Source organism: Saccharopolyspora taberi (assembly GCF_039534165.1).
Taxonomy (GTDB): Bacteria; Actinomycetota; Actinomycetes; order Mycobacteriales; family Pseudonocardiaceae; genus Saccharopolyspora_D; species Saccharopolyspora_D taberi.
Genome location: NZ_BAAAUX010000007.1, coordinates 103918 through 129300, shown reverse-complemented (window position 1 = coordinate 129300; position 25383 = coordinate 103918). Strand labels below are relative to the sequence as shown.

Below are 25383 nucleotides of genomic sequence, written 5' to 3'. Positions count from 1 at the left end.
CGTGTCTTGATTGTGTGATGCGAAATAGTAATCTTCCCGTTGTCACCACGGACGGTGGTGCGATCCCCGGTCGGGCGGGGAGGTCGGGGAGGACGACGTGGCGTTGTGGACCGTGCACGGCAACGGTCGCAACCTGCTCAACGACGCCGTCGTCAGCTCCGGGGAACGGCTCAGCTGGCCGCTGACCGTCGGCCTCGGCATGCAGCACCTGCTCGCCATGTTCGGCTCCTGCACGCTGGTGCCGCTGCTGACCGGGTTCCCGATCACCACGACGCTGCTGTTCTCCGGGCTCGGCACCCTGCTGTTCGTCGTCGTCACCCGCAACCGGGTGCCCTCCTACCTCGGCGCCTCGGTCGCGTTCGTCGTGCCGCTGGGCGCCGCGGCGACCACCGGCGGCGCGCCACCGGCCGCACTGCTCGGCGGGATCGTGCTCGTCGGGGTGGTCCTGGCGATGGTGGGCATCGCGGTCAAGGCCCTCGGCGTTCGGCTGCTGGAATCGGCGATGCCGCCGATCGTCACCGGCGCGGTGGTGCTGATGCTCGGGCTGAGCCTGGCCCCGCAGTCGGTGTCGTCCATCGACAAGCACCCGGTCGCCGCCGCGATCACCCTCGGCACCGTCGTGCTGGGCACCGTCCTCGGCAGGGGCCTGTGGGGCCGCAGCTCGGTGCTGCTCGGCGTGCTGCTGGGCTGGGCCTACGCCGCGATCACCCGGGAGCTCGACCCGGAGCGGCTCACCGCCCTGCACGACGCGCCCTGGTTCGGGCTGCCGGAGGTGATCTCGCCGCAGCTGCACCTGTCGGTGATGCCGTTCCTGCTGCCGTTGGTGATCGTGCTGGTCGCCGAGCACGTCGGGCACCTCAAGGCGGTCGCCGCGCTGACCGGACGCGACCTCGACGGCAGCGTCGGCGACGCGTTGATCGGCGGTGGGCTGGCGACCACGCTGTCCGGCTCGGCGGGCGGTTCCGCGCTGAGCACCTACGCCGCCAACGTCGGCGTGATGGCCGCGGCCCGGGTCTACTCGACGGCGGCGTGCGTGGTCGCGGCGCTGGCCACGGTCCTGCTGTCGTTCTGCCCGAAGCTGGCCGCCCTGATCAACACCATCCCGCTGGGCGTGCTCGGCGGCGCGACGCTGGTGCTGTTCGGGATGCTCGCACTGGTCGGCGTGCGGATCTGGCTTGAGGCCAGGGTCGACTTCGCCGATCCGGTCAACGTGGCGGTGCTGGGCACCGCGGTGATCGCCGGGGTCGGCGACCTGACGCTGTCGATCGGCGCGCTGCGGGTCACCGGCCTGGTGTGGGGCTCGGTCGGGATCGTGCTGCTCTACCCGATCCTGCGGCGGCTCGCCGACATCCGCGACGCCCCGCGCTGACAGTTCGGGCAGAAGTACGCGACGCGCTCCTCGGTCCCCTGCGTCCCGCGGCGGACCGGACCGCCGCAGCGCAGGCAGGTGCGGCGGCCGTAGACCCAGTGCCGCGCGCCGCGCCTGCCGGTCGTCGACTGCTCGGGGTGCCAGGCGTTGCGGAGCAGCAGCTCGTGCGAGAGCCGGACCGCTTCGGCGGCGTCGACCTCGGACACCGGGCTCCACGGCGTGCGCCCGAGCAGGAAGCACACCTCGGTCTTGTAGATGTTGCCCACGCCGGCGAGAACGGTCTGGTCGAGCAGGGCCAGCCCGATCTCGCGGTCCGGGTCGGCGGTGAGCCTGCGGACGGCTTCGGCCGGATCCCAGTCCGGGCCGAGCACGTCCGGACCGAGGTGGCCGACGAGCCGGTGCTCGTCGGCAGTGCGCACCAGGTGGAGGTCGTGCAGGTTGAAGCCGACCGCGGTGCGCTGCGCGGTGCTCAGGATCGCGCGGGCCTGGTGACCCGGCCGCCGCCAGCGCTCGCCGGGGGCGTACAGGTGCCAGGCGCCGTCCATCCGCAGGTGGCTGTGCAGGGTGCGGTCGTCGTCCAGCCGGAGCAGCAGGTGCTTGCCCGCCGGGCGCACCTCCCGGACCGTCCGCCCGGCCAGGTCCGCCGTCGCGAGCCGGGGATGCCGGAGTTCGCCGCGCGTGAGCTCCTCGCCCGCCAGCGCGTCGTGCAGCCGATGGCAGGTCAGGAAAACCGTGTCGCCCTCCGGCAGTCCCGGTTCACCGCCCTTCGAGCGCGAGCTTCAACCCGAGGCCGACCAGCACGCTCGCGGTGACCCGGTCCATCCACGCCCGCACCCGGTCGCGCTGGAACAGCGCCCTGGCGCGCCCGGCGATCCAGGTGAGCCCGGTCAGCCACAGCAGGCCGAGCGAGACGTGCACGCCCACCAGCAGCGCGCCCCAGGCGGGCGCCTGCGGACCGGCGGGCAGGAACTGGGGCAGCAGGCTGATGTAGAAGACGCCGACCTTCGGGTTGAGCAGGTTGGTCAGCAGGCCGGTGCGCAGCGCGGCCCAGCTGCTCTGCCGCCGCGCCGGGAGCTGCTGCTCGTCGACCGGTTTCCGGTTGCGGGGCAAGGACTTCCACAGCGCCGTGCCGCCCAGGTAGAGCAGGTACGCGGCTCCGGCGAGTCGGACCACGTCGTAGGCCAGCCGGGACGCCGTCAGCAGCGCGGTCAGGCCGACGATGCTCGCCGTTCCCCACACCACGCAGCCCAGCGAGATCCCGACGACCGCGGCCACGCCGGTCCGCCTGCCGCCCAGCAGCGACTGGCGGAGCACCAGCATCACGTCCAGCCCGGGGGTCATCACGCCGATGGCGGCCACGAGGACGAACCCCGCGAACAGGGTGCTGGTCATTCCGACGCCTCCTCGAACTCGTCCTCGTCGAACTCCTCCGGTTCGGCGTAGCGGTCGGCGCGCCCGGCCCGCAGCGCGCGGGCCAGCAGCAGGTTGAACGCCAGCGCGACCTCGCGCGCACCCGGAGTGCCCCACTGGTGGATCGGCATGCAGGCGCCCTGGGCCTGCTGCACGGCCAGCCGGTCCGGCAGCGCGACCGGCATGACCAGCGGGCCGAAGATCTCGCGCAGCTCCTCGATGCGGAACTGGTGCTCGTGCGACCGCGGCCGGACCCGGTTGACCACCACGCCCAGCGGTTGCAGCCGGGGGTTGCTGCTCTCGCGCTCGGCCTGGACCGCCTCGAAGGCGCGCTGGACGCCGGAGACCGCGAAGATCGTCGGTTCGGTGACCAGCAGCGCGCGGTCGGCGGCGACCAGCGCCGACCGGGTCAGTCTGCCCAGCGACGGCGGGCAGTCCAGCAGCACCAGCTGGTAGGGCAGCTCGCCGTCGGCGATCAGCTCGTCCAGCCGGGACAGCGCGGTGGTCAACCGCGCCAGCTGCCCGTCGTCGGGGTGGTGGCCGTTGTGCAGCTCGCCGTCCTCGGAGCCGACCAGCACGTCGACCTCCTCACCCCAGGCGCTGGGCGCGACCGCGGCGCGCAGGACCTCCGGGGTCGGGTCGGCGAGGACGTCGCCGAGTTCCTTGGCGGTGTCGTCCGGCTCCAGGCACGCGGTCGCGTTGCACTGCGGATCCAGGTCCACGACCAGGGTTCGCACGCCGCGGCGCATGGCGGCCGATGCGAGGCCGAGCACCACGGTCGTCTTGCCCACGCCACCCTTGAGACTCAGCACTGCCACCGTATGCACGCCCGTAGCCTACGGAACCGGGGAACCCTCCTTCGAACTCGTCTTTGACTGCGGTTCTTCGAAGGCCAGGTCGCCGGGCAGCTGATCCACGAGCCCACGCCAGCTGCGGGGCCCGGGTGACCGGCCATTACGCTGCAAGCCATGAGATCCGACGCCGTCCACCAGGTGCTGGAAACCGAAGTCGCGCAGGCCCGCCTGCGCCGGGGCGGCGAGCCGCCGCGGGTGCTCGACGTCGGCGGGGGCAGCGGGGTGTGGGCGGTGCCGCTGGCGTCCGCGGGATGCGCGGTGACGGTGGTGGACCCGAGCCCGAACGCGCTCGCGACGCTGCAACGCCGCGCCAGCGACGCCGGGGTGGCCGACCGGATCACGCCGTTGCAGGGCGACACCGACGCGCTGCACGTCGTGCGCCCGGAAGGCGGCGCCGACCTGGTGCTGGGGCACGGGCTGCTGGAGGTCGTCGACGACGTCGCCGGGGCGCTGCGCGAGATGGCCGCGGCGACCGCGCCCGGCGGGGCGGTCTCGGTGCTGGTGGCCAACCGGCACGCGGCGGTGCTCGGGCGGGCGCTGGCCGGACGGGTCGCCGAGGCGCTGCGGCTGTTCCAGGATCCGGACGGCAGGCTCGACGACGGGACCACCGATCCGCTGCTGCGCCGCTTCGACTCCGCCGGTCTGGAGCGGTCGATGACCGAGGCCGGGCTGACCGTGGAGCTGATCCAGGGCCAGGGCGTGCTCAGCGACCTCGTGCCGGGGTCGGTGCTGGAGTCCGGATCGGACGCGCTGGCCGAGCTGGAGCGCGCCGCCGCCGTCAGCTCGCCGCTGCGGGAGATCGCCTCCAGGCTGCACGCCATCGGCCGGGTGGCCGGCTGATCACGGTCCGTCAGCTGACGCTCCGCCGAGCGGACCAGCGGTGCGCCGGACGCGCCGGACGCTTGCTGCGAGTGAGGGAAGGGTCCGGGCGCACTGCCCCGACGGGATGATGTCGGCAACTCCCGTCGCTCTCGTCGCGGGACCGGGTAGTCGTCGCGTCGCCGGAACCGTATCCTCAAGGGTGACGCCCCCAAGCGTTCGCCGGATCCCCCGCCCGCAGGGAAAGACTCCCTCCGGGTCTCCGGCGCCACTGAGACACTGTGCCGGAGGAGGAGCCATGCCACTCTCCGAGCACGAGCAGCGACTGCTCGACCAGATCGAGCGCGCGCTCTATGCCGAGGATCCGAAGTTCGCCTCCACCGTGCGCGGAGGACGGTTGCACCGTCCCTCCCGGCGGCGGCGCCTGCAGGGCATCGCCGTGTTCGCGCTGGGGTTGATCCTGCTGGTGCTCGGCGTGGTGATACCGGTCAAACCGGCCGATATCCCCGTGGTGAGCGTGGTCGGCTTCCTCGTGATGTTCGGCGGGACATTGATGGTTTGGTCTGCCATGCGCGGCGGCGGGGAGGACACCGAGGCGGAGGCCGAGGGCAGCGGCGGGAAACCCGCCGCGGGCGGTGGTCGCCGCAAGCCCGAGCAACGGGGCCGCAGCTCGTTCACCCAGCGCATGGAGGAGCGCTTCCGAAAGCGCTTCGACCAGTAATCCGGCTTTCAGCAACGATCGCCGTCCGCTTCGCGAACGGCGATCGTTTGCTCTGCGCCGGACGTTCCCGGGCCCGCGCGGGATGCAGTCGCGCCCCCGCTGATCCCGGTCGCGCGCCCGCTGATCCCAGCCCTCCGCCGGATGCTCGCAGCGCCCGCGCTCCTTCCGATCCTGCTGGCGCGATCCCGCGCGGTCCGGTCCCGCGCGGCGTGATCAGCCCCGGCCGAGCAGGCCCAGCACCGACCGGGGCAGCAGCCGCGCCTGCCAGCTGAGCGGTTCGCTGCGGTGCAGGCTGTCCACGGCTTCCCGCAGCGACGTCCTGACCGAGTCGTCCGGGACGCCGTCGCCCGGGCCGTACCACTGCTTCTCCACCGACGTGACCAGTTCTCGCACCGCGCGCGAGCCTTCGGCGTCCAGCGCGTGCTGCTCGACCAGCCCGGCGGCCACCCGGCGCGCGGTGTCGGTGTCCTCCGGTTTCGAACCCCGGTCCCAGAACTCGTCGAGCAGTTCGCGCCAGGCCAGCTCCGCCGAGTCCGGCGCTCCGGCGTCGACCGCGCGCAGCCGCAGGCGCCTGCGCGCCTCGCGCACCCCGGCCGGAGTCGCCGCGAGCAGCGCCAGCACGACCACGAGCAGCAGCACCAGCGGCCACACCGCCGGAGCGGTCTCGCGTTCCTGCGGCTGGTCGGCGATGTGCTGGTCGCCGGTCTCCGGCTGCCCCGGCTGCGGGACCTGGCCGCTCGGCGGGGGAGGCGCGGGGGTGTTCTGCCCCGGCGGCGGAGGCAGGGCCTGGGGCTGGCGTTCCTGGTGCAGGTACTCCGGCAGCGCGGTGCGCCCGTCGTCGAGCGGGGTGGGGTCGAACGTCGTCCAGCCCCAGCCCGGGAAGTACGCCTCGACCCAGGCGTGCGCGTCGTCGGTGGTGATCACCCGCGAGTCGCCGTCCCGGTAGCCGGAGGTGAACCCGACCGCCACCCGCGAGGGGATGCCGGACGCGCGCAGCAGGACCGCCATCGACGACGCGAACTGCTCGCAGTAGCCGCGCTTGCCGCGGAACAGGAAGTCCGACAGCCCGTCCCCGCCGGTGGGCGGCGCGGTTTCGAGCTCGTAGTCGAAACCGTTGGCGGGGTCGGTGAAGTAGTGGTTGAGCGCCGCGGCCTTGTCGAAGTCGGTCGGTGCGCCTGCGGTCAGGCGCTTGGCGAGATCGGCGACCTGCGGCGGAATACCGCTGGTGTCGAGGTAGGCGGGGTCGATCCGGACGGGACCGCCGGCCTCCCGCAGCTGCTCCGGGGTGGGCGAGGGCACGAACAGCTGCTCGCTGTAGGGGCGGCTCTGCTGCCGGGTCTGGGTGAACACGATCCCGGCGGCCGGGTCGTAGCGCCAGTCCGGCCCCATCCCGCCGACCACGGTGGGCGTGCCGAACACCGGCAGCCACGGGTCCCGGTAGCCGAGCGGTTCGATGTCGACCTTCATCGGCGTTCCGACCGCGTATTCGGTGCCGTCGGGCAGCGGCAACTCCTGCTGCGCGTCCACGCCCTGGGTGAGCCCGTCGAGCTCCCAGCCCTTCTGCGGGTTGAACTTCCGCAGCGTGAGCGCCCGCAGGTAGGTCTCCTGGGTCAGCCCGCGGACCCGGAACAGGTCGACGGTGCGGCTGCGGTCGAGCTGGCCGCGCAGCGAGGTGAACGGTTGCAGCCCGATCCCGCCGCCGGTGCCGCCGAAACCGGCGGTCCCCGCGCCCGGCAGCCGTCCTTCGGTGCCGACGCCGGTGAACACCGACCCGGTCAGCAGGGCGATCACCGCCGCGACTCCCGCCACCGCGGTGGTCGTGCGGCCGAACAGGGTGCCTGCGACGGTGTCGCCGCGCTCCCGGCGCTGCCACCGCCGCTGCGGCCCGCCGGACGCGAGCAGCAGCGCGAATCCCAGCGCACCGGCCGCGAAACTCCACCACGGCAGCATGTTGTCGGCCAGCGAGGCGGGAATCGCGAACACGCACAGCAGGACCAGACCGGCCACCGCCGGGGCACCTCCGGCGACCGCGATGACGTCCACGAACACCGCGACCACGCCGAGCCCGAGGCAGACCAGGCACTGCAACTGCGGTTCGGCCGGTACCGGGGGAACGCCCTCGCGGACCAGGTCCAGCGCCAGCCCCAACTGGTCGGCGAGCTCGCCGAAGGCGGCCGGGCCGGGCAGGAATCCCAGCACGGCCTTCCCGGAGAACTGGGTCGCCAGCACCATCATCAACGCCGCGAGCTGGGCGAGCGCCGTCGCCACCGGCCACCAGCGCTGCGAGCGGCCGAGCACGCCGACACCGGCGATGATGCCGACGGTGCACGCGGCGGGCAGCACCCAGCGCGCGTCGGCCAGGACACCGGAGAACGCGGTCGCCGACAGGACGACGGCCAGCGCCGCCGCGATCGTGGCGACCACCGAGGTGTCGACGTTCCTGGCGGTCACGACGCCACCTCCGATCCGGATTCCGCGCACAGCCGGGACCACACCTGCGCGATCGGCGCGCGCGGCCCGTCGACGACGACCACGGTCCAGCCCGCGGTCCGCAGCCTGCGCGCGGTCAGCTCCGGGTCGAAGCCGCCGTCGGCCTGCCTGGCCCAGGCCCGGACGTCCAGCAGCACCGCCAGGCTCCGAGTCCCTTGTGGACGGAGCCGGACCAGCTCGGCGACCCCGGCGGTCGTGGTCTCGCCGAGCACCGCGATCAGCTCCTGGCCGCCGCCGGGATCCTGCCCGCAGACCAGGTCCCGCTGCGTCGACGGGCGCACCGCGGCCAGCGCGTCCAGCACCGCCGCGTCGTCGTGACCGCCGTCGGCGGGGCCCGGGCCGCCCGCGAGCACGTGGCCGTCCTCGGTGAGCAGGCGGACGTGCTGGCCGTGCCGGTGCAGGTGCGCGCAGATGCTCGCCGCCGCCGACACCGCCCACTCGATGCTGGCCCGCGGCCCGGTGCCGCGGTGCGCGGCCGAGCGCCGGTCGAGCAGCACCGTGACGCCGCCGTGCCACGGGCGTTCCTCGACCCGGACCATCAGCTCGTCGCGGCGCGCGGTGGCCTTCCAGTGCACCCGCCGCATGTCGTCGCCCTGCCGGTACTGCCGCACCATCGCGTCGTCGTCGCCGTGCCCGGCGCGCAGGCGGGTGGTGCCGTCCTCGCCGGTGCCGAGCCCGGAACCGGGCGGAAGTCCGCGCAGCGGGAAGACCTCCGGCACCGCGACGAGCCTGCTGCGGCCCGCGAGCTCGCGTTCGAACTCGGCCAGGCCGAACGGGTCGCCGACGCGGGTGCGCAGCGGGCCGATCTGGTGCACCCCGCGCAGCGCCGGCCGCACCTTGTACTCCAGGACCGTGCCGCCGCGCCGGGGCAGGTCGTGGAGCCGGAACCGGGGACGGCCGCCGAGCGCGTGCGGGGTGCCGTCCTCCAGGTTCAGCCCGCCGACCGGCAGCCGCCCGCCGCCGGAGACGTGCAGCCGGACCACGGACCGGGTGCCGACCGGAACCCGCGACGGCACCAGCTCGCGCCGCGCGGTCAGACCGACGCGGGAGCGCCCGGACAGCAGCGCCGCCAGCAGCGGCAGCGCGGCCACGAACGCCGACACCCGCAGCAGATCGCGCTCGTCGAGCACGAGCGAGCACACGCCCGCGGCCACCCCTGCCGCGAGCAGGCAGCGACCGCGCACGGTCAGTCCGGAGAGCACGGCCTACCTGCCGCCCTCGCCGCGCGGTACCGGGATCCGCGCCAGCAGCTGGCGGACCAGATCGGACGCCGACCGGCGGGTGGCGCGGGCCTCGCTGGTGAGCACGAGCCGGTGCGCGAGCACCGGGACGGCCACGGCCTGCACGTCGTCGGGGATCACGAAGGGGCGCCCGGACAGCGCGGCCTGCGCTCTCGCCGCGCGGACCAGTTGCAGCGTCGACCGCGGCGAGGCGCCCAGCCGCAGCTCCGGCAGGTGCCGGGTCGCGGTGACCAGCTCGATCACGTACCGGCGCAGTTCGGTGCTGACGTGGATGCCGCGCACCGAGCGCAGCAGCGCCTGCACCTCGGCGCCGTCGGCGACCGGCCGCAGCTCGCGCAGCGGGTCGTGGCCGGTGTGCTCGTCGACCATCGCGAGTTCGGCCTTCGCGTCCGGGTAGCCGATCGAGACCCGCGCGGTGAACCGGTCGCGCTGGGCCTCCGGCAGGGCGTAGGTGCCCTCCATCTCGATCGGGTTCTGGGTGGCGATCACCATGAACGGGGCGCGCAGCGGGTAGGTCTCGCCGTCGACGGTGACCTGGTTCTCCTCCATGCACTCCAGCAGCGCGGACTGCGTCTTCGGGGAGGCGCGGTTGATCTCGTCGCCGACGACGATGTTGGCGAACACCGGGCCGGGGCGGAACTCGAAGGTCTCGGCCTGCCTGCTGTAGATGGACACGCCGGTGATGTCGCTGGGCAGCAGGTCCGGGGTGAACTGGATGCGGCTCACGGTGCAGTCGACCGACCGGGCCAGCGCCTTGGCCAGCGAGGTCTTGCCGACCCCCGGGACGTCCTCGACCAGCAGGTGGCCCTCGGCCAGCATCGTCACGAGCGCGATCCGGACCACCTCGGGCTTGCCGACGAGCACCTGCTCGACGTTGGCGGCGATCCGCTGGACGGTGCGGTGCAGCGCTTCGACGTCCACCGGACCCGGTGGCACCGGGCCGCGCCCTCCGCCGGCCGCGTGGGCGCCGTCACCGGTCACCGCCGTGCCGGACGTGTGGATCTTGGACGTCACGCAACCTCCAGGTGCTCTCCCGGGTTTCCGCGGCCGTCGGCGAGCCCGAGGGCGCCGGGCTCGTGCGGTCGCCCCGGAACGACAAGTCGATCATCTCGCTCACCGCGGCGCGCCCATGCAGTGTGCCAAACCGGGACCCGGTTCCGAAGCACCGGCCGCGAGCGGCGGCTCCCCACTCCGCCCCACCGCCGTGGCGGGGGTGGAGGTGGGGGCCCGAGCATAGCGGCGACCGCCGCCGCGGTGGCCGGGCTCGGTGCCCGGAATCCCCCACCCCGCCCCACAACGGCGCTACCTGCACAAATGGCCTAAGGCTTCCGGGGGCGACCGCGACGATTCGTGTTGACGGTGGAGCGAAGTGGGGTAGTGTGGGTGACGGTGGGGCGAACGGGGGTCCTGCTTCCAGAGCAGTTGGTCGGGCAGAGCAGTTGGTCGGACAGAGCAGCTGTCCAGCCGAAGCAGTCGGTCGGCCGGGTAGCTGGCCGTCCGGGCAAGGCGGCCGGTGCGGGCCGGCGCTGACTCGCTCGTGCGCGGCCGGCGGGGGAGGTGGCCGGGATGTTTCTCGGTACGCACCACCCCAAGCTGGACGACAAGGGGCGCCTGACGTTGCCCGCGAAGTTCCGGGAAGCACTGGCAGGGGGGTTGATGGTCACCAAGGGACAGGACCACTGCCTCTACGTCTTCCCGCGCGCGGAGTTCGAGCAGATGGCCCGCAAGGTGGCCGAAGCGCCGTTCACCAACGAGTCCGTCCGCGCCTACCAGCGGTACCTGTTCGCGGGCACCGACGAGCAGCAGCCGGACGGCCAGGGGCGGATCTCGGTCGCTTCGGAGCTGCGCCGGTACGCGGGGCTGACCAAGGAGTGCGTGGTCATCGGCGCGATCAACCGGCTGGAGATCTGGAACGCGGAGCGCTGGCAGACCTACCTCGACGAGCACGAGGAGGGCTACGCGCAGGCCCGGGAGGAGGTGCTGCCCGGGGTTTTCTAGGAGGGGTTCGACTGAACACGCGACGACCTGCGACCGGGTTTCGTGAGGCCTCGGTCCGCTCGGCTATCGCACGCCTGGTGCACCTTCCCCGGCATCAGGACGCGACGGGCGGGCGGGGACCTGACGGGATCCGGTTTCTGGGGGGACATCCCGTGCACCGCACGACCGGCGTTCGCACGCCGCGGACCGGTTGCGGTGCTCGGCGCACCAGGCTTGCGGGAGGGAGGGACCGCGATGGCCGGCGATGAACAGTGGCAGGGCGGCGGTCCCGCGCGGGACCGGCACGTCCCGGTGCTGCTGGAACGGACTCTTGAGCTGCTGGCGCCCGCGCTGTCCGGCGGGCCCGCGGTGGTCGTGGACGCGACCCTCGGCATGGGCGGGCATTCGGAGGCGCTGCTCGCGGCGCACCCGGAGCTGACGCTGGTCGGGCTCGACCGCGATCCGGAGGCGCTGCGGCTGGCCGGGCAGCGGCTGGCCCCGTACTCGGACCGGATCCACCTGGTGCACGCCGTCTACGACGAGTGGGGCGAGGTCCTCGCCGACCTCGGTCTGTCCAGGGTGGACGGAGCGCTGTTCGACCTCGGCGTTTCCTCGCTCCAGCTGGACGAAACCGGCCGCGGCTTCGCCTACGCCCACGACGCTCCGCTGGACATGCGGATGGACTCCGGTGCCCCGCGCACCGCCGCCGACGTGCTCAACACGTACTCGGCGGGGGAGCTGGCCCGGATCCTGCGCGAGTACGGCGAGGAGAAGTTCGCCTCGAAGATCGCGGCGGCGATCGTGCGCGAGCGCGAGAAGGCGCCGTTCGAGCGCAGCGAGCGGCTGGTGCAGCTGCTCTACGACGTGGTTCCGGCGGCCAGCAGGCGCACCGGCGGGCACCCGGCCAAGCGCACCTTCCAAGCGCTGCGGATCGAGGTCAACGCCGAGCTCGACGTCCTGCGCCGGGCGCTGCCCGCGGCGCTGGACTCGCTGGCCGTCGGCGGCCGGATGGTCGTCATGTCCTACCACTCGCTGGAGGACCGGATGGTCAAGCGCGCCTTCGCCGAGCGGGCGAAGTCGCGCACCCCGGTCGACCTGCCGGTCGAACTCCCGGGGCACGGGCCGGAACTGCGCCTGCTCACGCGCGGCGCGGAACTGGCGGGAGAGGCGGAAACGGCGGCCAACCCGCGGGCCGCGTCGGTGCGGCTGCGCGCGGTGGAGCGGATCCAGGAGGGCCCATGAGCGAGCAGGTTTCCCGGCTCGTGCGGCCGATCGGGGGCGGGTGTCCCGCGGGGCGCGTCCGTCCGCAGGAGCGGACCGGCCGGGTGCGGACGCCCCGCATGACTGAGGAGGCGGTATGACAGCACCGGCGCGCACCAGGACGACCACTTCGCGGACCGGTACCACCGAACGCGAGCAGACCGAGAAGAAGAAGCGGACCCGCTCGGCCGCGGCCGAACGCGCCTACGCCCGCCGCGAGGAGCGGCGGGACCGCTCGCTGCGGGAGGCCACCGAGCGCAGGCCGCGCACGCAGCGCCAGCCCGGGGAGCAGCGGCGCCCGCAGCGGGTCGGCCGCTCGGCGGCCAAGCTGCAGGAGAAGGTCGCCGGTTCGCGGGCCTCGCTGGTGGTGGCCGGGATGGGGATGCTCACCGTCGGCCTGCTGGCGACGCTGTGGCTGTCGATCGCCGCGGTCAGCGGGTCCTACGAGCTGCAGCAGAACGAGGCCCGGATCAACGCGCTCAACGAGCAGAAGGAACAGCTGATGCTCGAGGTCAGCGCGCTGGACTCGACGCCGGCGCTGCAGCGCGAGGCCGAGCGGCAGGGCCTGGTCCCGGCGCCGCCGCCCGCGCACCTGGTCCCGAACCCGGACGGCACCGTCACGGTCGTCGGTGACCCGCAGGCCGCCGAGGCACCCAAGCCGCCCGCGCCTCCGGTGCAGGCACCGCCGGTGCAGGCTCCGCCCGCGCCGCCGCAGCAGGCCGCGGGTGCTCCGGCGGTCGAGGCACGCTGATGGCCCGCAGCGGCGTGCGGCCCGGGCGCCGGACGGCGCGCACGGATGTCGCGGGCAGCCACCGCAGGCTCGCCGTGGGCCGCATCCTGCTGGTCGTCGCGCTGGTGATGACCGCGGGCAAGCTGATCTGGGTCCAGGGCTTCGAGGCGAGCGCGTTGTCCAACGAGGCCGAGCGCCAGCGGCTCACCCGGGCCGCGATCCCCGCGCAGCGGGGCGCTTTCTTCGACCGCAGCAACAACGTGCTCGCCTTCAGCAGCGAGTCCAGGCAGCTCTACGCCAACCCGCGCGACCTGGTCCAGAAGCAGGACGAGGCGCACGTGAAGAACCCGAAGGAACCGACCGGCGAGCAGTACAAGCGGGAGATCGCGCGGTTCGTCCACGAGCGGGTCGGTGCGGCGCTGCCCGAGCAGGCCGTCTACGACGTGCTGTCCTCGGGCCAGCAGTTCACCTACTTCGGGCCGCTGGTCGACCCCGCGGTCGCGCGGGAGATCACCGAGAAGTACCCGCAGATCGGCGCCGAGTACCGCGCGGTGCGCGAGTACCCGGCCGACGACGTCGGCGCCAACATCGTCGGCGCTGCCAAGTGGCAGATGGACGAGCGCAAGGTCAAGGGCCTGTTCGGGCTGGAGAACACGCTCGACAAGGCGCTGGCGGGCCGGGACGGGGTGAAGGTCTCGGACACCGCCAGAGGCAGCAACGACCTGGTGATCCCGGGCACCGAGCGGGAGCTGGAGGCGGCCACGCCGGGGTCGGACGTGCAGCTGACCATCGATTCCGACCTGCAGTTCAGGGTGCAGAACCAGCTGGCGTCCTACGTCGCCGAGAGCGGGGCCAAGGGCGGCAGCGCCGTGGTGCTGGACGCCAAGACCGGCGAGGTCTACGCGCTGGCCAACGGCAAGAGCTTCAACCCGGGCGACGATCCGGCGACCTGGGCCAAGGACGCGCTGGCGAACCCGGCCGTCACCACGCCGTTCGAGCCGGGGTCGGTGAACAAGGTGATCACCGCGGCCGGCGCGATCGAGCACGGGGTGGTCCGGCCGGAGGAGGTGCTCCAGGTGCCGGGCAGCGTGAAGGTCGCCGACTCGACGGTCCGCGACGCCTGGCCGCACGGGACGCTGCCGCTGACCTTCACCGGCGTGCTCGGCAAGTCCTCCAACGTCGGCACCCTGATGGTCGCCGACCGGCTCGGCGAGGAGCGGTTCAACGACCTGGTGCACAGGTTCGGCCTCGGCAGCACGACCGGCATCGAGCTGCCCGGCGAGAGCGCGGGCGTGGTCCCGCCGCGCTCCAGCTGGTCGGGCACGACGTTCGCGAACCTGCCGATCGGGCAGGGGCTTTCGATGACGGTGCTGCAGATGGCCGGGATGTACCAGGCGATCGCCAACGACGGGGTGCGGGTTCCGCCGCGGGTGATCTCCGCGGAGATCCGGCCGGACGGAACCCGGGTGCCGCGGCCCGCGCCGGAGCCGGTGCGGGTGGTGAGCCCGGAGACCGCGCACACGGTCCGGGACATGCTGCGGTCGGTCGTGCAGGACGCGCCGCACCAGCAGGGCACCGCGCCGTCCGCGGCGGTGGAGGGCTACCAGGTCTCCGGCAAGACCGGGACCGCGCAGAAGATCGATCCGGCGTGCGGCTGCTACAGCCAGTCGCAGCACATGATCACCTTCGCCGGGATCCTGCCCGCCGACAACCCGCGGTTCGTCGTGGGCCTGATGCTCGACGAGCCGGTCCGGAACAAGACCGCGGCGCCGCTGTTCCACGACATCGCGTCGTTCATGACGCAGCGGTACCAGATCCCGCTGTCGAAGGAGCCCGCGCCGGTGCAGGTCCTCCAGGTGCCGTGAGGCCGGGGTCGTGAGCGGCCGGGCCGCTCACGACCCCGCGGGATCAGGCCGGGACCTGCGGGTCGCTCCAGCCGAGGTAGTTGCCGAAGTAGGACAAGCTGTCCTGGTGCCCGATGGCGCCGTCGATGCCGCTGGAGTAGAAGCCGCCGTTGCCGTCGGCGATGCCGACGTGGCCGTACTGGCTGATGTTCCAGTACACGAACGCGCCCTTGGGCGGGTTGGTGTCGCCCTTGTGCGCCTTGCCCGCGCTGACCGCGCCCTCCCAGTGCGCGATGGCCGACGGCCACACGCCGGTCGTGCCCCAGGCGTTCTCGACCGCCTTCTCGCAGAGCCCCTCGTAGGAGGTGTTGCCCTGCTTGCCCTTGAACCACTCGATCGCGCCTTCGGCGGTACCGTCGGCCGGGTCGGCGGCGGGGGCGACGACCGGGGCCGCCTCGGCGACCGGTGCGGGCGTGGTGGTGAGCGGGAACAGGGTGACGGCTGCGGCTGCGGCACCGGCGAGGGCTAACCGGCTCAGGCGTCGGTTCACGTTTCCTCCTAGGTGAGGCATTTTCCAACCAGGCGGAACGGACGTTATCGATCACCACGGCCGTGCACCACGAAGTTCGGATGAACAGCGCAGCGCCCTGTGGCGAACGGTCGTGCGGGCGACCGGCGGGGCCACGGGCGGAGTTCGCCGGATTCTGCTGCGAAAGGGCCAGCGGCTTGATCCGGGCGGAGCAGGCGCTCGGTTGTCGAACGCGCGGCCGACCATGAGGATGACCCGACAGGTGGTACCGGTAGCCTGTTGCGACGTGCCTTCCGCGGTCGCGACAGCCCCGCCTCGCCCCAAGAGCGTCGAGCCGGTGGACACCGAGAAACTTGCCGGACTGATCGGCGCGCGCATCGCCGCCGTGCCTGGTCAGGACCCCTCCGCGCCACGGTCGGTGACCGGCGCGACGCTGCGGGCGCAACACGTCCGCCCCGGCGATCTGTTCGCCGCGCTGCCCGGCACCCGGGTGCACGGCGCCGACTTCGCGGGCACCGCGCTGGACGCCGGTGCGACCGCGGTGCTCACCGACGAGACCGGGGTGGTCAGGGCGGGTCTGCTGGAGCACCCGGAGGTCACCGCGGGCCGGGTCGCGCTGCTGGTGCACGACGACCCGCGCGCCGTTCTCGGATCCGCTGCCGCGGCCATCTACGGCCACCCCTCCGAGAAGCTGTCGATCCTGGGCGTCACCGGCACCTCCGGCAAGACCACCACGACCTACCTGCTGGAGTCCGCGCTGGCCGCGGCCGGGTTCACCACCGGGCTGATCGGCACCGTCGAGACCCGCATCGCCGGTGAGCGGCTGGACAGCGCGTTCACCACGCCGGAGGCGCCGGACCTGCAGGCGCTGCTGGCGGTGATGGTCGAGCAGGGCGTCACGCACGTGCCGATGGAGGTCTCCAGCCACGCCCTGGCGCTGGGCCGGGTCGCGGGCACCCGCTTCGCGGTCGGCGGGTTCACCAACCTCTCCCAGGACCACCTGGACTTCCACCGGGACCTCGACGACTACTTCGGCGCGAAGGCGCTGCTGTTCGACGGCCGCTCCGAGCGCGAGGTCGTCTGCGTCGACACCGAGTGGGGCGAGCGGCTGGTCGGGCCGGGCACGATCACCGTGTCGACCACCGGCGACGCGACCTGGACGGCCACCGAGGTGACCGCTTATCCGACCGGGGAGCAGGAGTTCACCGCGCACGGCCCGGACGGGCTGGAGCTGCGGATGCGGCTGCGGCTGCCCGGTCCGTTCAACATCGCCAACGCGCTGCTGGCCATCGGCGTCCTGCACGCCGCGCGGGTTCCGGTCGAGGCGATCGAGCGCGGGCTGGCCGAGGTCGACGTGCCCGGCCGGATGGAGCGTGTCGCGCTCGGGCAGGACTTCACCGCCGTGGTGGACTACTCGCACAAGCCGGGCGCGGTGTCGGCGGTGCTGGACGCGGCGCGTGCACAGGCCGCGGGCCGCGTGATCGTCGTCCTCGGCTGCGGCGGCGACCGTGACGTCGCCAAACGGCCGCTGATGGGAGAGGCCGCCGCACGCCGGTCCGAACTACTGATCGTCACCGACGATAATCCCCGTAGCGAGGACCCCGCCGAGATCCGCGCGGCGATGCTCGCGGGCGCCGCGGAGGTTCCCGCGGCCGAACGCGGCGAGGTCGTCGAGATCGGCGACCGGCGGGAGGCCATCGCCGAGGCGGTGCGGCGGGCTTCCGGCGGCGACGTGGTCGTCGTCGCGGGCAAGGGCCACGAGACGGGACAGGAGGTGGCGGGCGTGGTGCACCCCTTCTCCGACCGGGAAGAGCTCGCCGCCGCGCTGCGCAGGCGGCTGGGAGGGCCGAGCAACGGAGCCCACCGGGATGCTCCGCGGGTTCCGGGTGCGGGTGCCCGGCAGGACAACTCGGGTTCCCCGCGGGACAACTCGGGTGCGGGTGCCCCGCAGAACACCGAGGAGGCTCGATGAGCCAGACTCTGTCGTCGGCTCGTGAGGACCGGCCGGGTGCGGGGGCCCCGCCGCGGAACAACCCGGGTTCGGGTGTCCGGCAGAACAGCCCGGGTGCGGGTGTCCCGCAGAACACCGAGGAGGCAAGGTGATCCGGCTCAGCCTGGCCGACATCGCGGAGGCGGTGGGCGGCAGGCTTCATCGCGCGGACGGTTCGGAAACCGTGACCGCGAGCGTGGAGTTCGACTCCCGGAAACTGGCCCCGGGCGGGCTTTTCGTCGCCGTGCCGGGAGAACGCGTGGACGGCCACGAGTTCGCCGCGCAGGCGGTGGCGGGCGGCGCGGCGGGCGTGCTGGCCGCTCGGGAGGTCGACGCCCCGGCGGTGATCGTGCCGCCGGTCGAGACCGGTGGCCCCTCCGGCGTCATGGCGCTGGCGGGCGACACCGACGGTTCCGGGGCCGCGGTGCTGGCGGCGCTGGCGAAGCTGGCCAGGTACGTCGTCGACCGGCTGCCGGAGCTGACCGTGGTGGGCGTGACCGGCTCGTCCGGCAAGACCTCCACGAAGGACCTGATCGCGCAGCTGCTGGAACCGATGGGGCCCACGGTGGCGCCGCCGGGTTCGTTCAACAACGAGCTCGGCCACCCCTGGACCGCGCTGCGCGCCGACGAGGACACCCGGCACCTGGTGCTGGAGCTGTCCGCCCGCGGCGTCGGGCACATCGCGAAGCTGTGCGAGGTGGCGCCGCCGAGGATCGGCGCGGTGCTCAACGTCGGGCACGCGCACCTCGGCGAGTTCGGCTCGCAGGAAGCCGTCGCGCGGGCCAAGGGCGAGCTGGTCGAGTCGCTGCCCGCCGACGGGGTCGCGGTGCTCAACGCCGACGACCCGCTGGTCGCGGCGATGGCCGCTCGCACGGCCGCGCGGGTGGTTTTCGTCGGGGAGGCGCCCTCCGCGCACGTGCGCGCCGAGGACGTCGAGCTCGACGAGCACGCGCGGCCGACCTTCACGCTGGTGACCGCGGAGGGCTCGGCCCGGGTGACGCTGCCGCTGCACGGCGAGCACCACGTCGGCAACGCGCTGACCGCCGCGGCGATCGCTCTCGAACTGGGCGCGTCGCTGGAGCAGGTCGCGCAGCGCCTGGGCGAGGTGCGCCGGGTGTCGGCGCGGCGGATGGAGGTCGCCGAGACCGCCGAGGGCGTCACCGTCGTCAACGACGCCTACAACGCCAACCCGGAGTCCATGCGCGCGGCGCTGAAGACGCTCGCCTCGATGACCCGCGGCCGTCCCGGCCGGGCCTGGGCGGTGCTCGGCGTCATGGGCGAGCTGGGCGAGGCGGGAGCGGAAGCGCACGACGAGATCGGGCGGCTGGCCGTCCGGCTCAACATCGACCGGCTGGTGGTCGTCGGGGACCAGGCGGCGGGAATGCACCACGGTGCGTCGCTGGAAGGTTCATGGGGAGAGGAGTCGGTTCTGGTGCCGGATGTCGACGCCGCCGTCGCGCTGCTGCGCGCCGAGCTGCGACCCGGTGATGTCGTGCTGGCCAAGGCGTCGAAGGTGGCGGCCCTGTGGCGGGTCGCCGAGGCGCTGCTCGACGAGCGCCCGAGCGGGGGTGCGGCGTGAAGAGCATCCTCGTCGCCGCCGCGGTGGCGCTGGTGGTCTCGATCCTGGTCACGCCTTACCTGATCAGGGTGTTCTCGCGGCAGGGCTTCGGCCAGGAGATCCGCGAGGAGGTGCAGCAGTCGCACGCCGCCAAGCGCGGCACGCCCACCATGGGCGGCATGGCGATCCTGGTCGCCATGTGGGCCGGCTACCTGGTCACGCACCTGACGGTGAGCGGGCCGACCGAGTCGCCCTCGGTGTCCGGCCTTCTGGTCCTCGGGCTGACCACCGCGCTGGGCGTGGTCGGCTTCCTCGACGACTTCATCAAGATCCGCAAGCAGCGCAACCTCGGGCTGAACAAGACCGCGAAGCTGGTCGGCCAGCTGGTCGCGGCGGTGCTGTTCGCGATCCTGGCGATCCAGTTCCCCAACAACGCCGGGGTCACCCCGGCCTCGGAGCACCTGTCGTTCATCCGCGACATCACGGTGATCTCCTTCGGCTCGGTCGGGTTCGTGATCTTCGCCTACATCGCGATCAGCGGCTGGTCGAACGCGGTCAACTTCACCGACGGCATGGACGGCCTGGCGGGCGGCACCGCGGCGATGGTGCTCGCGGTCTACGTGGTGGTCTCGTTCTGGCAGTTCCGCAACAACTGCGCGCTCGCGGCCTCGCTGACCGGCTGCTACACGGTCCGCGACCCGCTGGACATCGCCGTGGTGGCCGGTGCCGCGATGGGCGCCTGCGTCGGGTTCCTGTGGTGGAACGCGGCCCCGGCGAAGATCTTCATGGGCGACACCGGTTCGCTGGCGCTGGGCGGTCTGCTGGCCGGGCTGTCGATGGTGACCCGCACCGAGCTGCTGATGATCATCATCGGCGGCCTGTTCGTGGTCGAGGCGCTGTCGGTGGTCATGCAGATCGTGGTGTTCCGCTCGACCAGGCGGCGGCTGTTCCGGATGGCGCCGTTCCACCACCACTTCGAACTGGCCGGCTGGGCCGAGACCACGGTGATCATCCGGTTCTGGGTGCTCGCGGCGATCAGCGCGATGTTCGGCCTCGGCCTGTTCTACGCGGACTGGCTGCCCGCGGGCGTGGGCTGACCGGGTGGCGGGCAGCAGGGCGACGACGACGGGAGGCTCGGTGACGACAGGTCGGTTCGACGGGCAGCAGGTGCTGGTGGCCGGGGCCGGGGTGTCCGGCAGGTCGGCCGCGGAGGCGCTGCTGGCGGCGGGTGCGTCGGTCACCGTCACCGACGCGTCCAGCGACCGGCTGGCGGCGCTGGCCTCGTTGCAGGCGCAGGGCGCCGAGCTGGTGGCGGGCCTGTCCGAGCCGCCCGCGGGCACCGACCTGGTGGTCACCAGCCCCGGCTGGCGGCCGGAGTCGCCGCTGCTGTCGGCGACCGCCGCGGCCGGGGTGGAGCTGATCGGCGAGGTCGAGCTGGCCTGGCGGCTGGACCAGGAGAAGGCGGAAGCCGGCCCGGATCCGACGGGCAGGCGGGCGGCGCCGGCCACCTGGCTGGCGGTGACCGGCACCAACGGCAAGACCACGACCGTCGGCATGCTGGAGTCGATCCTGCGCGCGGGCGGTGTCGACGTCGTGGCCTGCGGCAACGTGGGCCTGCCGGTGGTCGACGCGGTGCGGGCCGGGCACCAGGTGCTAGCGGTGGAGCTGTCGAGCTTCCAGCTGCACTGGTCGGACTCGCTGGCCGCGCACGCGGCCGTCGTGCTCAACCTCGCCGCCGACCACCTCGACTGGCACGGCACGCTCGACGCCTACGGCGAGGCGAAGTCCAAGGTCTACGCGGGCAACGCGGTCGCGGTGCACAACGCCGACGACGAGTGGTCCGCGCGGCTGGCCGACGCGGGTGCGCGACCGCGGGCCCGGCGGGTCTCGTTCACGCTGTCCGCCCCGGCGGAGGGCCAGCTCGGCATCGACGGCGGCGAGCTGGTCGACCGCGCCTTCGGCGACCGCGTCCCGCTCGCGACGCTCGCCGACGTCCACCCCGCAGGCCCGCACAACACCGCCAACGCGCTCGCCGCCGCCGCGCTGGCGCGCGCCTACGGCATCGGACCGCACGCGGTCGCCGACGGGCTGCGCTCCTTCGAGCCCGGCGCGCACCGCTCGGTCCCGGTCGCCGAGGCCGCCGGTGTGTCCTATGTGGACGATTCGAAGGCGACCAACCCGCACGCCGCCGCGGCGGCCCTGCGCGCGCATCCGCGCGTGGTGTGGATCGCGGGCGGTCTGCTCAAGGGCGCCGACGTCGAGGAACTGGTCGCGAGCAACGCCGACCGGCTGGACGCGGTGGTGCTCATCGGCCGGGACCGGTCCCGGTTCGCCGAGGCGCTGGCCCGACACGCCCCGGATGTTCCGGTCCGGGAGGTGGAGTCGGGAGACGATGCGGGCATGCTTCCCGCTGTCCGCCTGGCGAGTGAACTCGCGCGGCCCGGTTCGGTCGTCCTGCTGGCCCCCGCCGCCGCTTCGATGGACATGTTCACCGACTACGCCCACCGCGGCCGGGCCTTCGCCGACGCCGTCCGCGCGGTGCTGGCCGCGGTGCCGGCCAACGGCGGGTGAGCAGGCGATGCCGAGCGCGACCCGGACCCGGCAGGCCAACCGCGGCCCCGCCGCGCTGATCACCCCGCTGACGGCCTGGCTGACCCGGCCGCTGGCCTCGTTCCACCTGCTGCTGGCCGTCTTCGGCCTGATCACGGTGTTCGGCCTGGTCATGGTGCTGTCGGCGTCCAGCGTGGACTCGTTCAACAAGGCCGGCTCGACCTACAACGTCTTCGGCAGGCAGGTGCTGTACTGCCTGGCGGGACTGGTGCTGTTCTACATCGCGGTGCGGGTGCCGGTGCGCCTGATGCGCCGCTACAGCCTGATCATGCTGACCGGCTGCCTCGGGCTGCTGGTGCTGGTGCTGACCCCGCTGGGCGCCACCGTCAACGGCGCGCAGAGCTGGTTCATCATCGCCGGGATCTCCTTCCAGCCGGTCGAGTTCGCCAAGGTCGCGTTCGCGCTGTGGGGCGCGCACGTGCTGGTCACCAAGCGCGGGCTGCTCGGGCAGTACCGGCACCTGCTGGTCCCGGTGGTGCCGGGCGCGCTGCTGATGTTCGCGCTGGTGATGCTGCAGCCCGACCTCGGTTCCACGCTCACGCTGTTCATCGTGCTGGCCGCGCTGCTGTGGTTCGCGGGCGCGCCGCTGCGGCTGTTCGGGGTCGTGCTGCTGGGCGCGCTGACCGCCGGGGTCGTGCTGACCTACGTCGCCGACTACCGGATGGCCCGGCTGACCACGTTCCTCGACCCCGGCTCCGATCCGGCGGGCCGCGGCTACCACGCGCAGCAGGCGAAGTACGCGCTCGCCGACGGCGGCCTGTTCGGCCGCGGGCTCGGCCAGGGCTGGTCGAAGTGGCAGTACCTGCCCAACGCGCACAACGACTTCATCTTCGCGGTGATCGGCGAGGAGCTCGGGTTCGTGGGCTGCACGCTGGTGCTGGTCCTGTTCGGCACCACCGCCTACGTGGGCATGCGCATCGCCGCCCGCAACACCGACCCGTGGATCCGGCTGGTCTCGGCGACGCTGACGGTGTGGCTGGTCGGGCAGGCCGCCATCAACGTCGGCTACGTAGTGGGGCTGCTGCCGATCACCGGCCTGCCGCTGCCGCTGATCTCCTCCGGCGGGTCGTCGGTGGTGACGACCATGCTGGTGTTCGGCCTGCTCGCGAACTTCGCCCGGCACGAGCCGGAGGCGATCGCCGCGCTACGGTCTCTGGGACCGGGCCGGGTCGGCAGGCTGCTGCGGCTGCCGACCCCGCAGCCCTACCGGCCGCCGGTGAAGCGGCGGCCGACGCGGGCGAGCACGCCACCGAGCCGCCCCGGGGTGAAGACCCCCGGGGCACCGGCCAAGCGCCGGGGATCCGGGGAGGCGCGGGCGCGCGGCGCGCGCAGCGGGCCCGGTTCCCGGGCACAGACACGAGGAGGACATCGTTGAGCGGGCAGCAAGCGGCCGGTTACGGCGCGGGTGACGCCATGGCGCGGCGGGCGCCGTCGGTCGTGGTGGCCGGGGGTGGGACCGCGGGCCACATCGAACCCGCGCTGGCGCTGGCCGACGCGGTGCGGCGGCTGCGGCCGGACGCGCGGATCACCGCGCTCGGCACCGAGCGCGGACTGGAGAACCGGCTGGTCCCGGCCAGGGGCTACCCGCTGGAGCTGGTGCCGCCGGTGCCGATGCCGCGCAAGCCGAACGTGGACCTGCTGAAGCTGCCGCTGAAGGTGCGGGAGTCGGTCAGGCAGACCCGGGCCGTGCTGGAGCGGGTCGGGGCCGACGTGGTGGTCGGGTTCGGCGGTTACGTGTCGCTGCCCGCCTACCTGGCGGCCCGGGGCCGCCTCCCGATCGTGGTGCACGAGGCCAACGCGCGGGCGGGGCTGGCGAACAAGGTCGGCGCGAAATTCGCCGAACGGGTGCTGTCGGCGACCCCGGACAGCGGGCTGAGCGGGGCGCAGACGATCGGCATCCCGCTGCGGGAGTCGATCACGCGGCTGGACCGGATGGCGCTGCGCATGCAGGCGCGGCAGTTCTTCGGCCTGCACCCGCACGCGCCGACGATCCTGGTCTTCGGCGGATCGCAGGGCGCCCGCACGCTGAACAACGCGTTCTCCGGCGCCGCCGAGGCGCTGGGCCGCTCGGGCATCGGCGTGCTGCACGCGCACGGGCCGAAGAACACCCTTGCGGTGCAACAGGTTCCGGGCGCGCCGCAGTACACGGCGGTGCCGTACCTGGAGCGGATGGACCTGGCCTACGCGGCGGCCGACCTGGTGGTCTGCCGGTCCGGCGCGATGACCGTGGCCGAGGTGTCGGCGGTCGGCCTGCCCGCGGTGTTCGTGCCGCTGCCGCACGGCAACGGCGAGCAGGCGCTCAACGCGCAGCCGGTGGTCACCGCGGGTGGCGCGCGGCTGGTGTCGGACGAGGAGATGACCCCGCAGCGGGTGGTCGAGGAAGTGCTGCCGCTGGCGCGGGACGCGCAGCGGCTGCAGGAGATGACCCGGGCGACGCTGAGCACCGGGCACCGCGAGGCGGACCGCGTGCTCGCGCAGATCGTGCTGGAGGTGGCCGGGCGATGAGGACCGACGCGGTCGGCGAGCCGCGGCTGGATCCGTCCACTTCGGACGTGGCTGGTCTGCTGGAGCGGATGCACCTGGTCGGCATCGGCGGGGCCGGCATGAGCGGCATCGCGCGCATCCTGCTGGCCCGCGGGCAGCAGGTGTCGGGTTCGGACGCCAAGGACTCGCGCACCGTGCTCGCGCTGCGGGCGCAGGGCGCTCGGATCGCGCTCGGGCACCAGGCCGACAACCTCGACCAGTTCGACCAGGACCCGAGCGCGATCGTGGTGTCCACCGCGATCCGCCGGGACAACGCCGAGCTGGTCGCCGCGCAGGAGCGCGGGATCCCGGTGCTGCGCCGGGCCGAGGCGCTGGCCGCGCTGATGGCCGACCACCGGGTCGCCTGCGTCGCGGGCACCCACGGCAAGACGTCGACGACGTCGATGCTGACCGTGGCGTTGCAGCACTGCAGGCTGGACCCGTCGTTCGCGATCGGCGGCGACCTCAACGAGTCCGGCGCGAACGCCCACCACGGCGACGGCGGGATCTTCGTGGCCGAGGCCGACGAGAGCGACGGTTCGTTCCTGGTCTTCGCGCCGTCGGTGGCGGTGGTGACCAACGTCGAGCCCGACCACCTCGACCACCACGGCACGGCCGAGGCGTACACGGCGGTCTTCGAGCGGTTCGTGGAGCGGATCGAGCCGGGCGGGGTGCTGATCGCCTGCGCCGACGACCCGGGCGCGGCGCTGCTGGCCGACCGCGCCGAGGCCGAGGGCGTCCGGGTGCGCCGCTACGGGCACGCGGTCACCGGCGATTCCGACGCGCGGATGGTCGGTTACCGGCCGGAGCACAGCTCGGGCGTGGTGACCGTGGAGCTCACGGGCCGGCTGGTCGACGTCGTGGTGTCGGTGCCGGGCGAGCACATGGCGGGCAACGCGGTCGCCGCCGTGCTGGCCGGGCTGGAGCTGGGCGCCCCGCTGGAGGGGCTGCTGGAGGGGCTGGCCGCGTTCGGCGGGGTCCGCAGGCGCTTCGAGTTCAAGGGCCGCGCCGACGGGGTGCGGGTCTACGACGACTACGCCCACCACCCGACGGAGGTGGACGCGCAGCTGCGCGCGGCCCGGCCGGTGGTCGGGGACGGCCGGCTGGTCGTGGTGTTCCAGCCGCACCTGTACTCGCGGACCGCGGCGTTCGCGGCGGAGTTCGCGACCGCGCTGGGGCTCGCCGACGAGGTCGTCGTGCTCGACGTGTTCGGCGCCCGCGAGGACCCGCAGCCGGGTGTGACCGGTGAGCTGATCGCGGGCGACGTGCCGCTGCCCGCGGAGCGGGTGCACTACGAGCCGTCGCTGAGCGCTGCCGCGCCGCTGGTGGCTGGGCTGGTCGGGCCCGGTGACCTGGTGCTGACCATGGGTGCCGGGGACGTGACCATGCTGGGCCCGGAGATCCTGGCCGAGATCGACCGCGAGCGGGGCGCGGAGGAGGACGAATGAGCTCGCCCGG

22 protein-coding genes are annotated in these 25383 nt (G+C 73.5%); 15 read left to right on the top strand and 7 right to left on the bottom strand.

Annotated elements, in window-relative coordinates:
- Nucleotides 1-97 precede the first annotated feature (97 nt).
- Nucleotides 98-1369 (top strand): uracil-xanthine permease family protein, encoded by a 1272-nt coding sequence (locus tag ABD691_RS07680; protein WP_344678758.1) that lies wholly within the window; start codon nucleotides 98-100, stop codon nucleotides 1367-1369.
- Here the strand turns inward: ABD691_RS07680 and ABD691_RS07675 are convergent.
- The 3 genes from ABD691_RS07675 to ABD691_RS07665 are packed head-to-tail and all read right to left on the bottom strand — an operon-like array spanning nucleotide 1321 to nucleotide 3606.
- On the bottom strand, nucleotides 1321-2118 hold the full coding sequence (locus ABD691_RS07675; RefSeq protein ID WP_344678821.1) for a DNA-formamidopyrimidine glycosylase family protein: 798 nt from the start codon (nucleotides 2116-2118) through the stop codon (nucleotides 1321-1323). The genes ABD691_RS07680 and ABD691_RS07675 overlap by 49 nt on opposite strands.
- 7 nt (nucleotides 2119-2125) lie before the next feature.
- On the bottom strand, nucleotides 2126-2761 hold the full coding sequence (locus ABD691_RS07670) for a LysE family translocator (protein WP_344678757.1): 636 nt from the start codon (nucleotides 2759-2761) through the stop codon (nucleotides 2126-2128).
- The gene (locus ABD691_RS07665; protein WP_344678756.1) at nucleotides 2758-3606 is read right to left on the bottom strand and encodes a ParA family protein; all 849 of its coding nucleotides are present in this window, start codon (nucleotides 3604-3606) and stop codon (nucleotides 2758-2760) included. The genes ABD691_RS07670 and ABD691_RS07665 overlap by 4 nt, the downstream gene beginning before the upstream one ends.
- A 141-nt stretch (nucleotides 3607-3747) precedes the next feature.
- On the opposite strand from ABD691_RS07665, the gene ABD691_RS07660 reads away from it, so the two are divergent.
- Nucleotides 3748-4473: a class I SAM-dependent methyltransferase gene (locus ABD691_RS07660; protein WP_344678755.1), complete on the top strand. Its 726-nt coding sequence runs from the start codon at nucleotides 3748-3750 to the stop codon at nucleotides 4471-4473.
- Nucleotides 4474-4750: 277 nt separating this feature from the next.
- Entirely contained in the window at nucleotides 4751-5173 is a 423-nt protein-coding gene (locus ABD691_RS07655) for a DUF3040 domain-containing protein (RefSeq protein WP_344678754.1), read from the top strand.
- Nucleotides 5174-5386: 213 nt separating this feature from the next.
- On the opposite strand, the gene ABD691_RS07650 is transcribed toward ABD691_RS07655, so the two are convergent.
- Genes ABD691_RS07650 through ABD691_RS07640 form a run of 3 tightly spaced genes read right to left on the bottom strand, consistent with a single transcriptional unit; the run spans nucleotide 5387 to nucleotide 9918 of the window.
- Nucleotides 5387-7624, bottom strand: coding sequence for a transglutaminase TgpA family protein (locus tag ABD691_RS07650; RefSeq protein WP_344678753.1), 2238 nt, complete (start codon nucleotides 7622-7624; stop codon nucleotides 5387-5389).
- Nucleotides 7621-8865, bottom strand: coding sequence for a DUF58 domain-containing protein (locus tag ABD691_RS07645; protein ID WP_344678751.1), 1245 nt, complete (start codon nucleotides 8863-8865; stop codon nucleotides 7621-7623). The genes ABD691_RS07650 and ABD691_RS07645 overlap by 4 nt, the downstream gene beginning before the upstream one ends.
- Nucleotides 8866-8868: 3 nt before the next feature.
- Complete coding sequence (locus ABD691_RS07640) at nucleotides 8869-9918, bottom strand: AAA family ATPase (RefSeq protein WP_425565009.1); 1050 nt, start codon at nucleotides 9916-9918, stop codon at nucleotides 8869-8871.
- Between the two features lie 552 nt (nucleotides 9919-10470).
- On the opposite strand from ABD691_RS07640, the gene mraZ reads away from it, so the two are divergent.
- The 4 genes from mraZ (at nucleotide 10471) to ABD691_RS07620 (ending at nucleotide 14736) form a co-directional block, all read left to right on the top strand.
- Entirely contained in the window at nucleotides 10471-10902 is a 432-nt protein-coding gene (gene mraZ, locus ABD691_RS07635) for a division/cell wall cluster transcriptional repressor MraZ (protein WP_344678750.1), read from the top strand.
- A 234-nt stretch (nucleotides 10903-11136) separates the two neighbouring features.
- The gene (gene rsmH, locus ABD691_RS07630) at nucleotides 11137-12123 is read left to right on the top strand and encodes a 16S rRNA (cytosine(1402)-N(4))-methyltransferase RsmH (protein WP_344678749.1); all 987 of its coding nucleotides are present in this window, start codon (nucleotides 11137-11139) and stop codon (nucleotides 12121-12123) included.
- A 115-nt stretch (nucleotides 12124-12238) separates the two neighbouring features.
- Nucleotides 12239-12892 (top strand): cell division protein FtsL, encoded by a 654-nt coding sequence (ftsL, locus tag ABD691_RS07625; protein ID WP_344678747.1) that lies wholly within the window; start codon nucleotides 12239-12241, stop codon nucleotides 12890-12892.
- Complete coding sequence (locus ABD691_RS07620) at nucleotides 12892-14736, top strand: peptidoglycan D,D-transpeptidase FtsI family protein (RefSeq protein WP_344678746.1); 1845 nt, start codon at nucleotides 12892-12894, stop codon at nucleotides 14734-14736. Before ftsL ends, ABD691_RS07620 begins: the two co-directional genes overlap by 1 nt.
- A gap of 43 nt (nucleotides 14737-14779) precedes the next feature.
- On the opposite strand, the gene ABD691_RS07615 is transcribed toward ABD691_RS07620, so the two are convergent.
- Nucleotides 14780-15286: a CHAP domain-containing protein gene (locus tag ABD691_RS07615; protein ID WP_425565008.1), complete on the bottom strand. Its 507-nt coding sequence runs from the start codon at nucleotides 15284-15286 to the stop codon at nucleotides 14780-14782.
- A gap of 295 nt (nucleotides 15287-15581) precedes the next feature.
- On the opposite strand from ABD691_RS07615, the gene ABD691_RS07610 reads away from it, so the two are divergent.
- From ABD691_RS07610 to murC, 8 genes are read left to right on the top strand one after another with little or no spacing between them, the layout of a single operon-like run.
- Complete coding sequence (locus ABD691_RS07610; RefSeq protein ID WP_344678744.1) at nucleotides 15582-17216, top strand: UDP-N-acetylmuramoyl-L-alanyl-D-glutamate--2,6-diaminopimelate ligase; 1635 nt, start codon at nucleotides 15582-15584, stop codon at nucleotides 17214-17216.
- Nucleotides 17213-17347 (top strand): hypothetical protein, encoded by a 135-nt coding sequence (locus ABD691_RS07605; RefSeq protein WP_344678743.1) that lies wholly within the window; start codon nucleotides 17213-17215, stop codon nucleotides 17345-17347. Before ABD691_RS07610 ends, ABD691_RS07605 begins: the two co-directional genes overlap by 4 nt.
- Entirely contained in the window at nucleotides 17344-18813 is a 1470-nt protein-coding gene (locus ABD691_RS07600) for a UDP-N-acetylmuramoyl-tripeptide--D-alanyl-D-alanine ligase (RefSeq protein ID WP_344678742.1), read from the top strand. The genes ABD691_RS07605 and ABD691_RS07600 overlap by 4 nt, the downstream gene beginning before the upstream one ends.
- Nucleotides 18810-19889, top strand: a complete 1080-nt coding sequence (gene mraY, locus ABD691_RS07595) for a phospho-N-acetylmuramoyl-pentapeptide-transferase (protein ID WP_344678741.1) — start codon at nucleotides 18810-18812, stop codon at nucleotides 19887-19889. Before ABD691_RS07600 ends, mraY begins: the two co-directional genes overlap by 4 nt.
- A gap of 40 nt (nucleotides 19890-19929) precedes the next feature.
- The gene (gene murD, locus ABD691_RS07590) at nucleotides 19930-21363 is read left to right on the top strand and encodes a UDP-N-acetylmuramoyl-L-alanine--D-glutamate ligase (RefSeq protein ID WP_344678740.1); all 1434 of its coding nucleotides are present in this window, start codon (nucleotides 19930-19932) and stop codon (nucleotides 21361-21363) included.
- Nucleotides 21364-21370: 7 nt separating this feature from the next.
- Nucleotides 21371-22777, top strand: coding sequence for a putative lipid II flippase FtsW (gene ftsW, locus ABD691_RS07585; RefSeq protein ID WP_344678739.1), 1407 nt, complete (start codon nucleotides 21371-21373; stop codon nucleotides 22775-22777).
- Between the two features lie 38 nt (nucleotides 22778-22815).
- Nucleotides 22816-23907 (top strand): undecaprenyldiphospho-muramoylpentapeptide beta-N-acetylglucosaminyltransferase, encoded by a 1092-nt coding sequence (gene murG / locus ABD691_RS07580; protein ID WP_344678819.1) that lies wholly within the window; start codon nucleotides 22816-22818, stop codon nucleotides 23905-23907.
- On the top strand, nucleotides 23904-25373 hold the full coding sequence (gene murC / locus ABD691_RS07575; RefSeq protein ID WP_344678738.1) for a UDP-N-acetylmuramate--L-alanine ligase: 1470 nt from the start codon (nucleotides 23904-23906) through the stop codon (nucleotides 25371-25373). The genes murG and murC overlap by 4 nt, the downstream gene beginning before the upstream one ends.
- The last annotated feature ends 10 nt before the right edge of the window (nucleotides 25374-25383 follow it).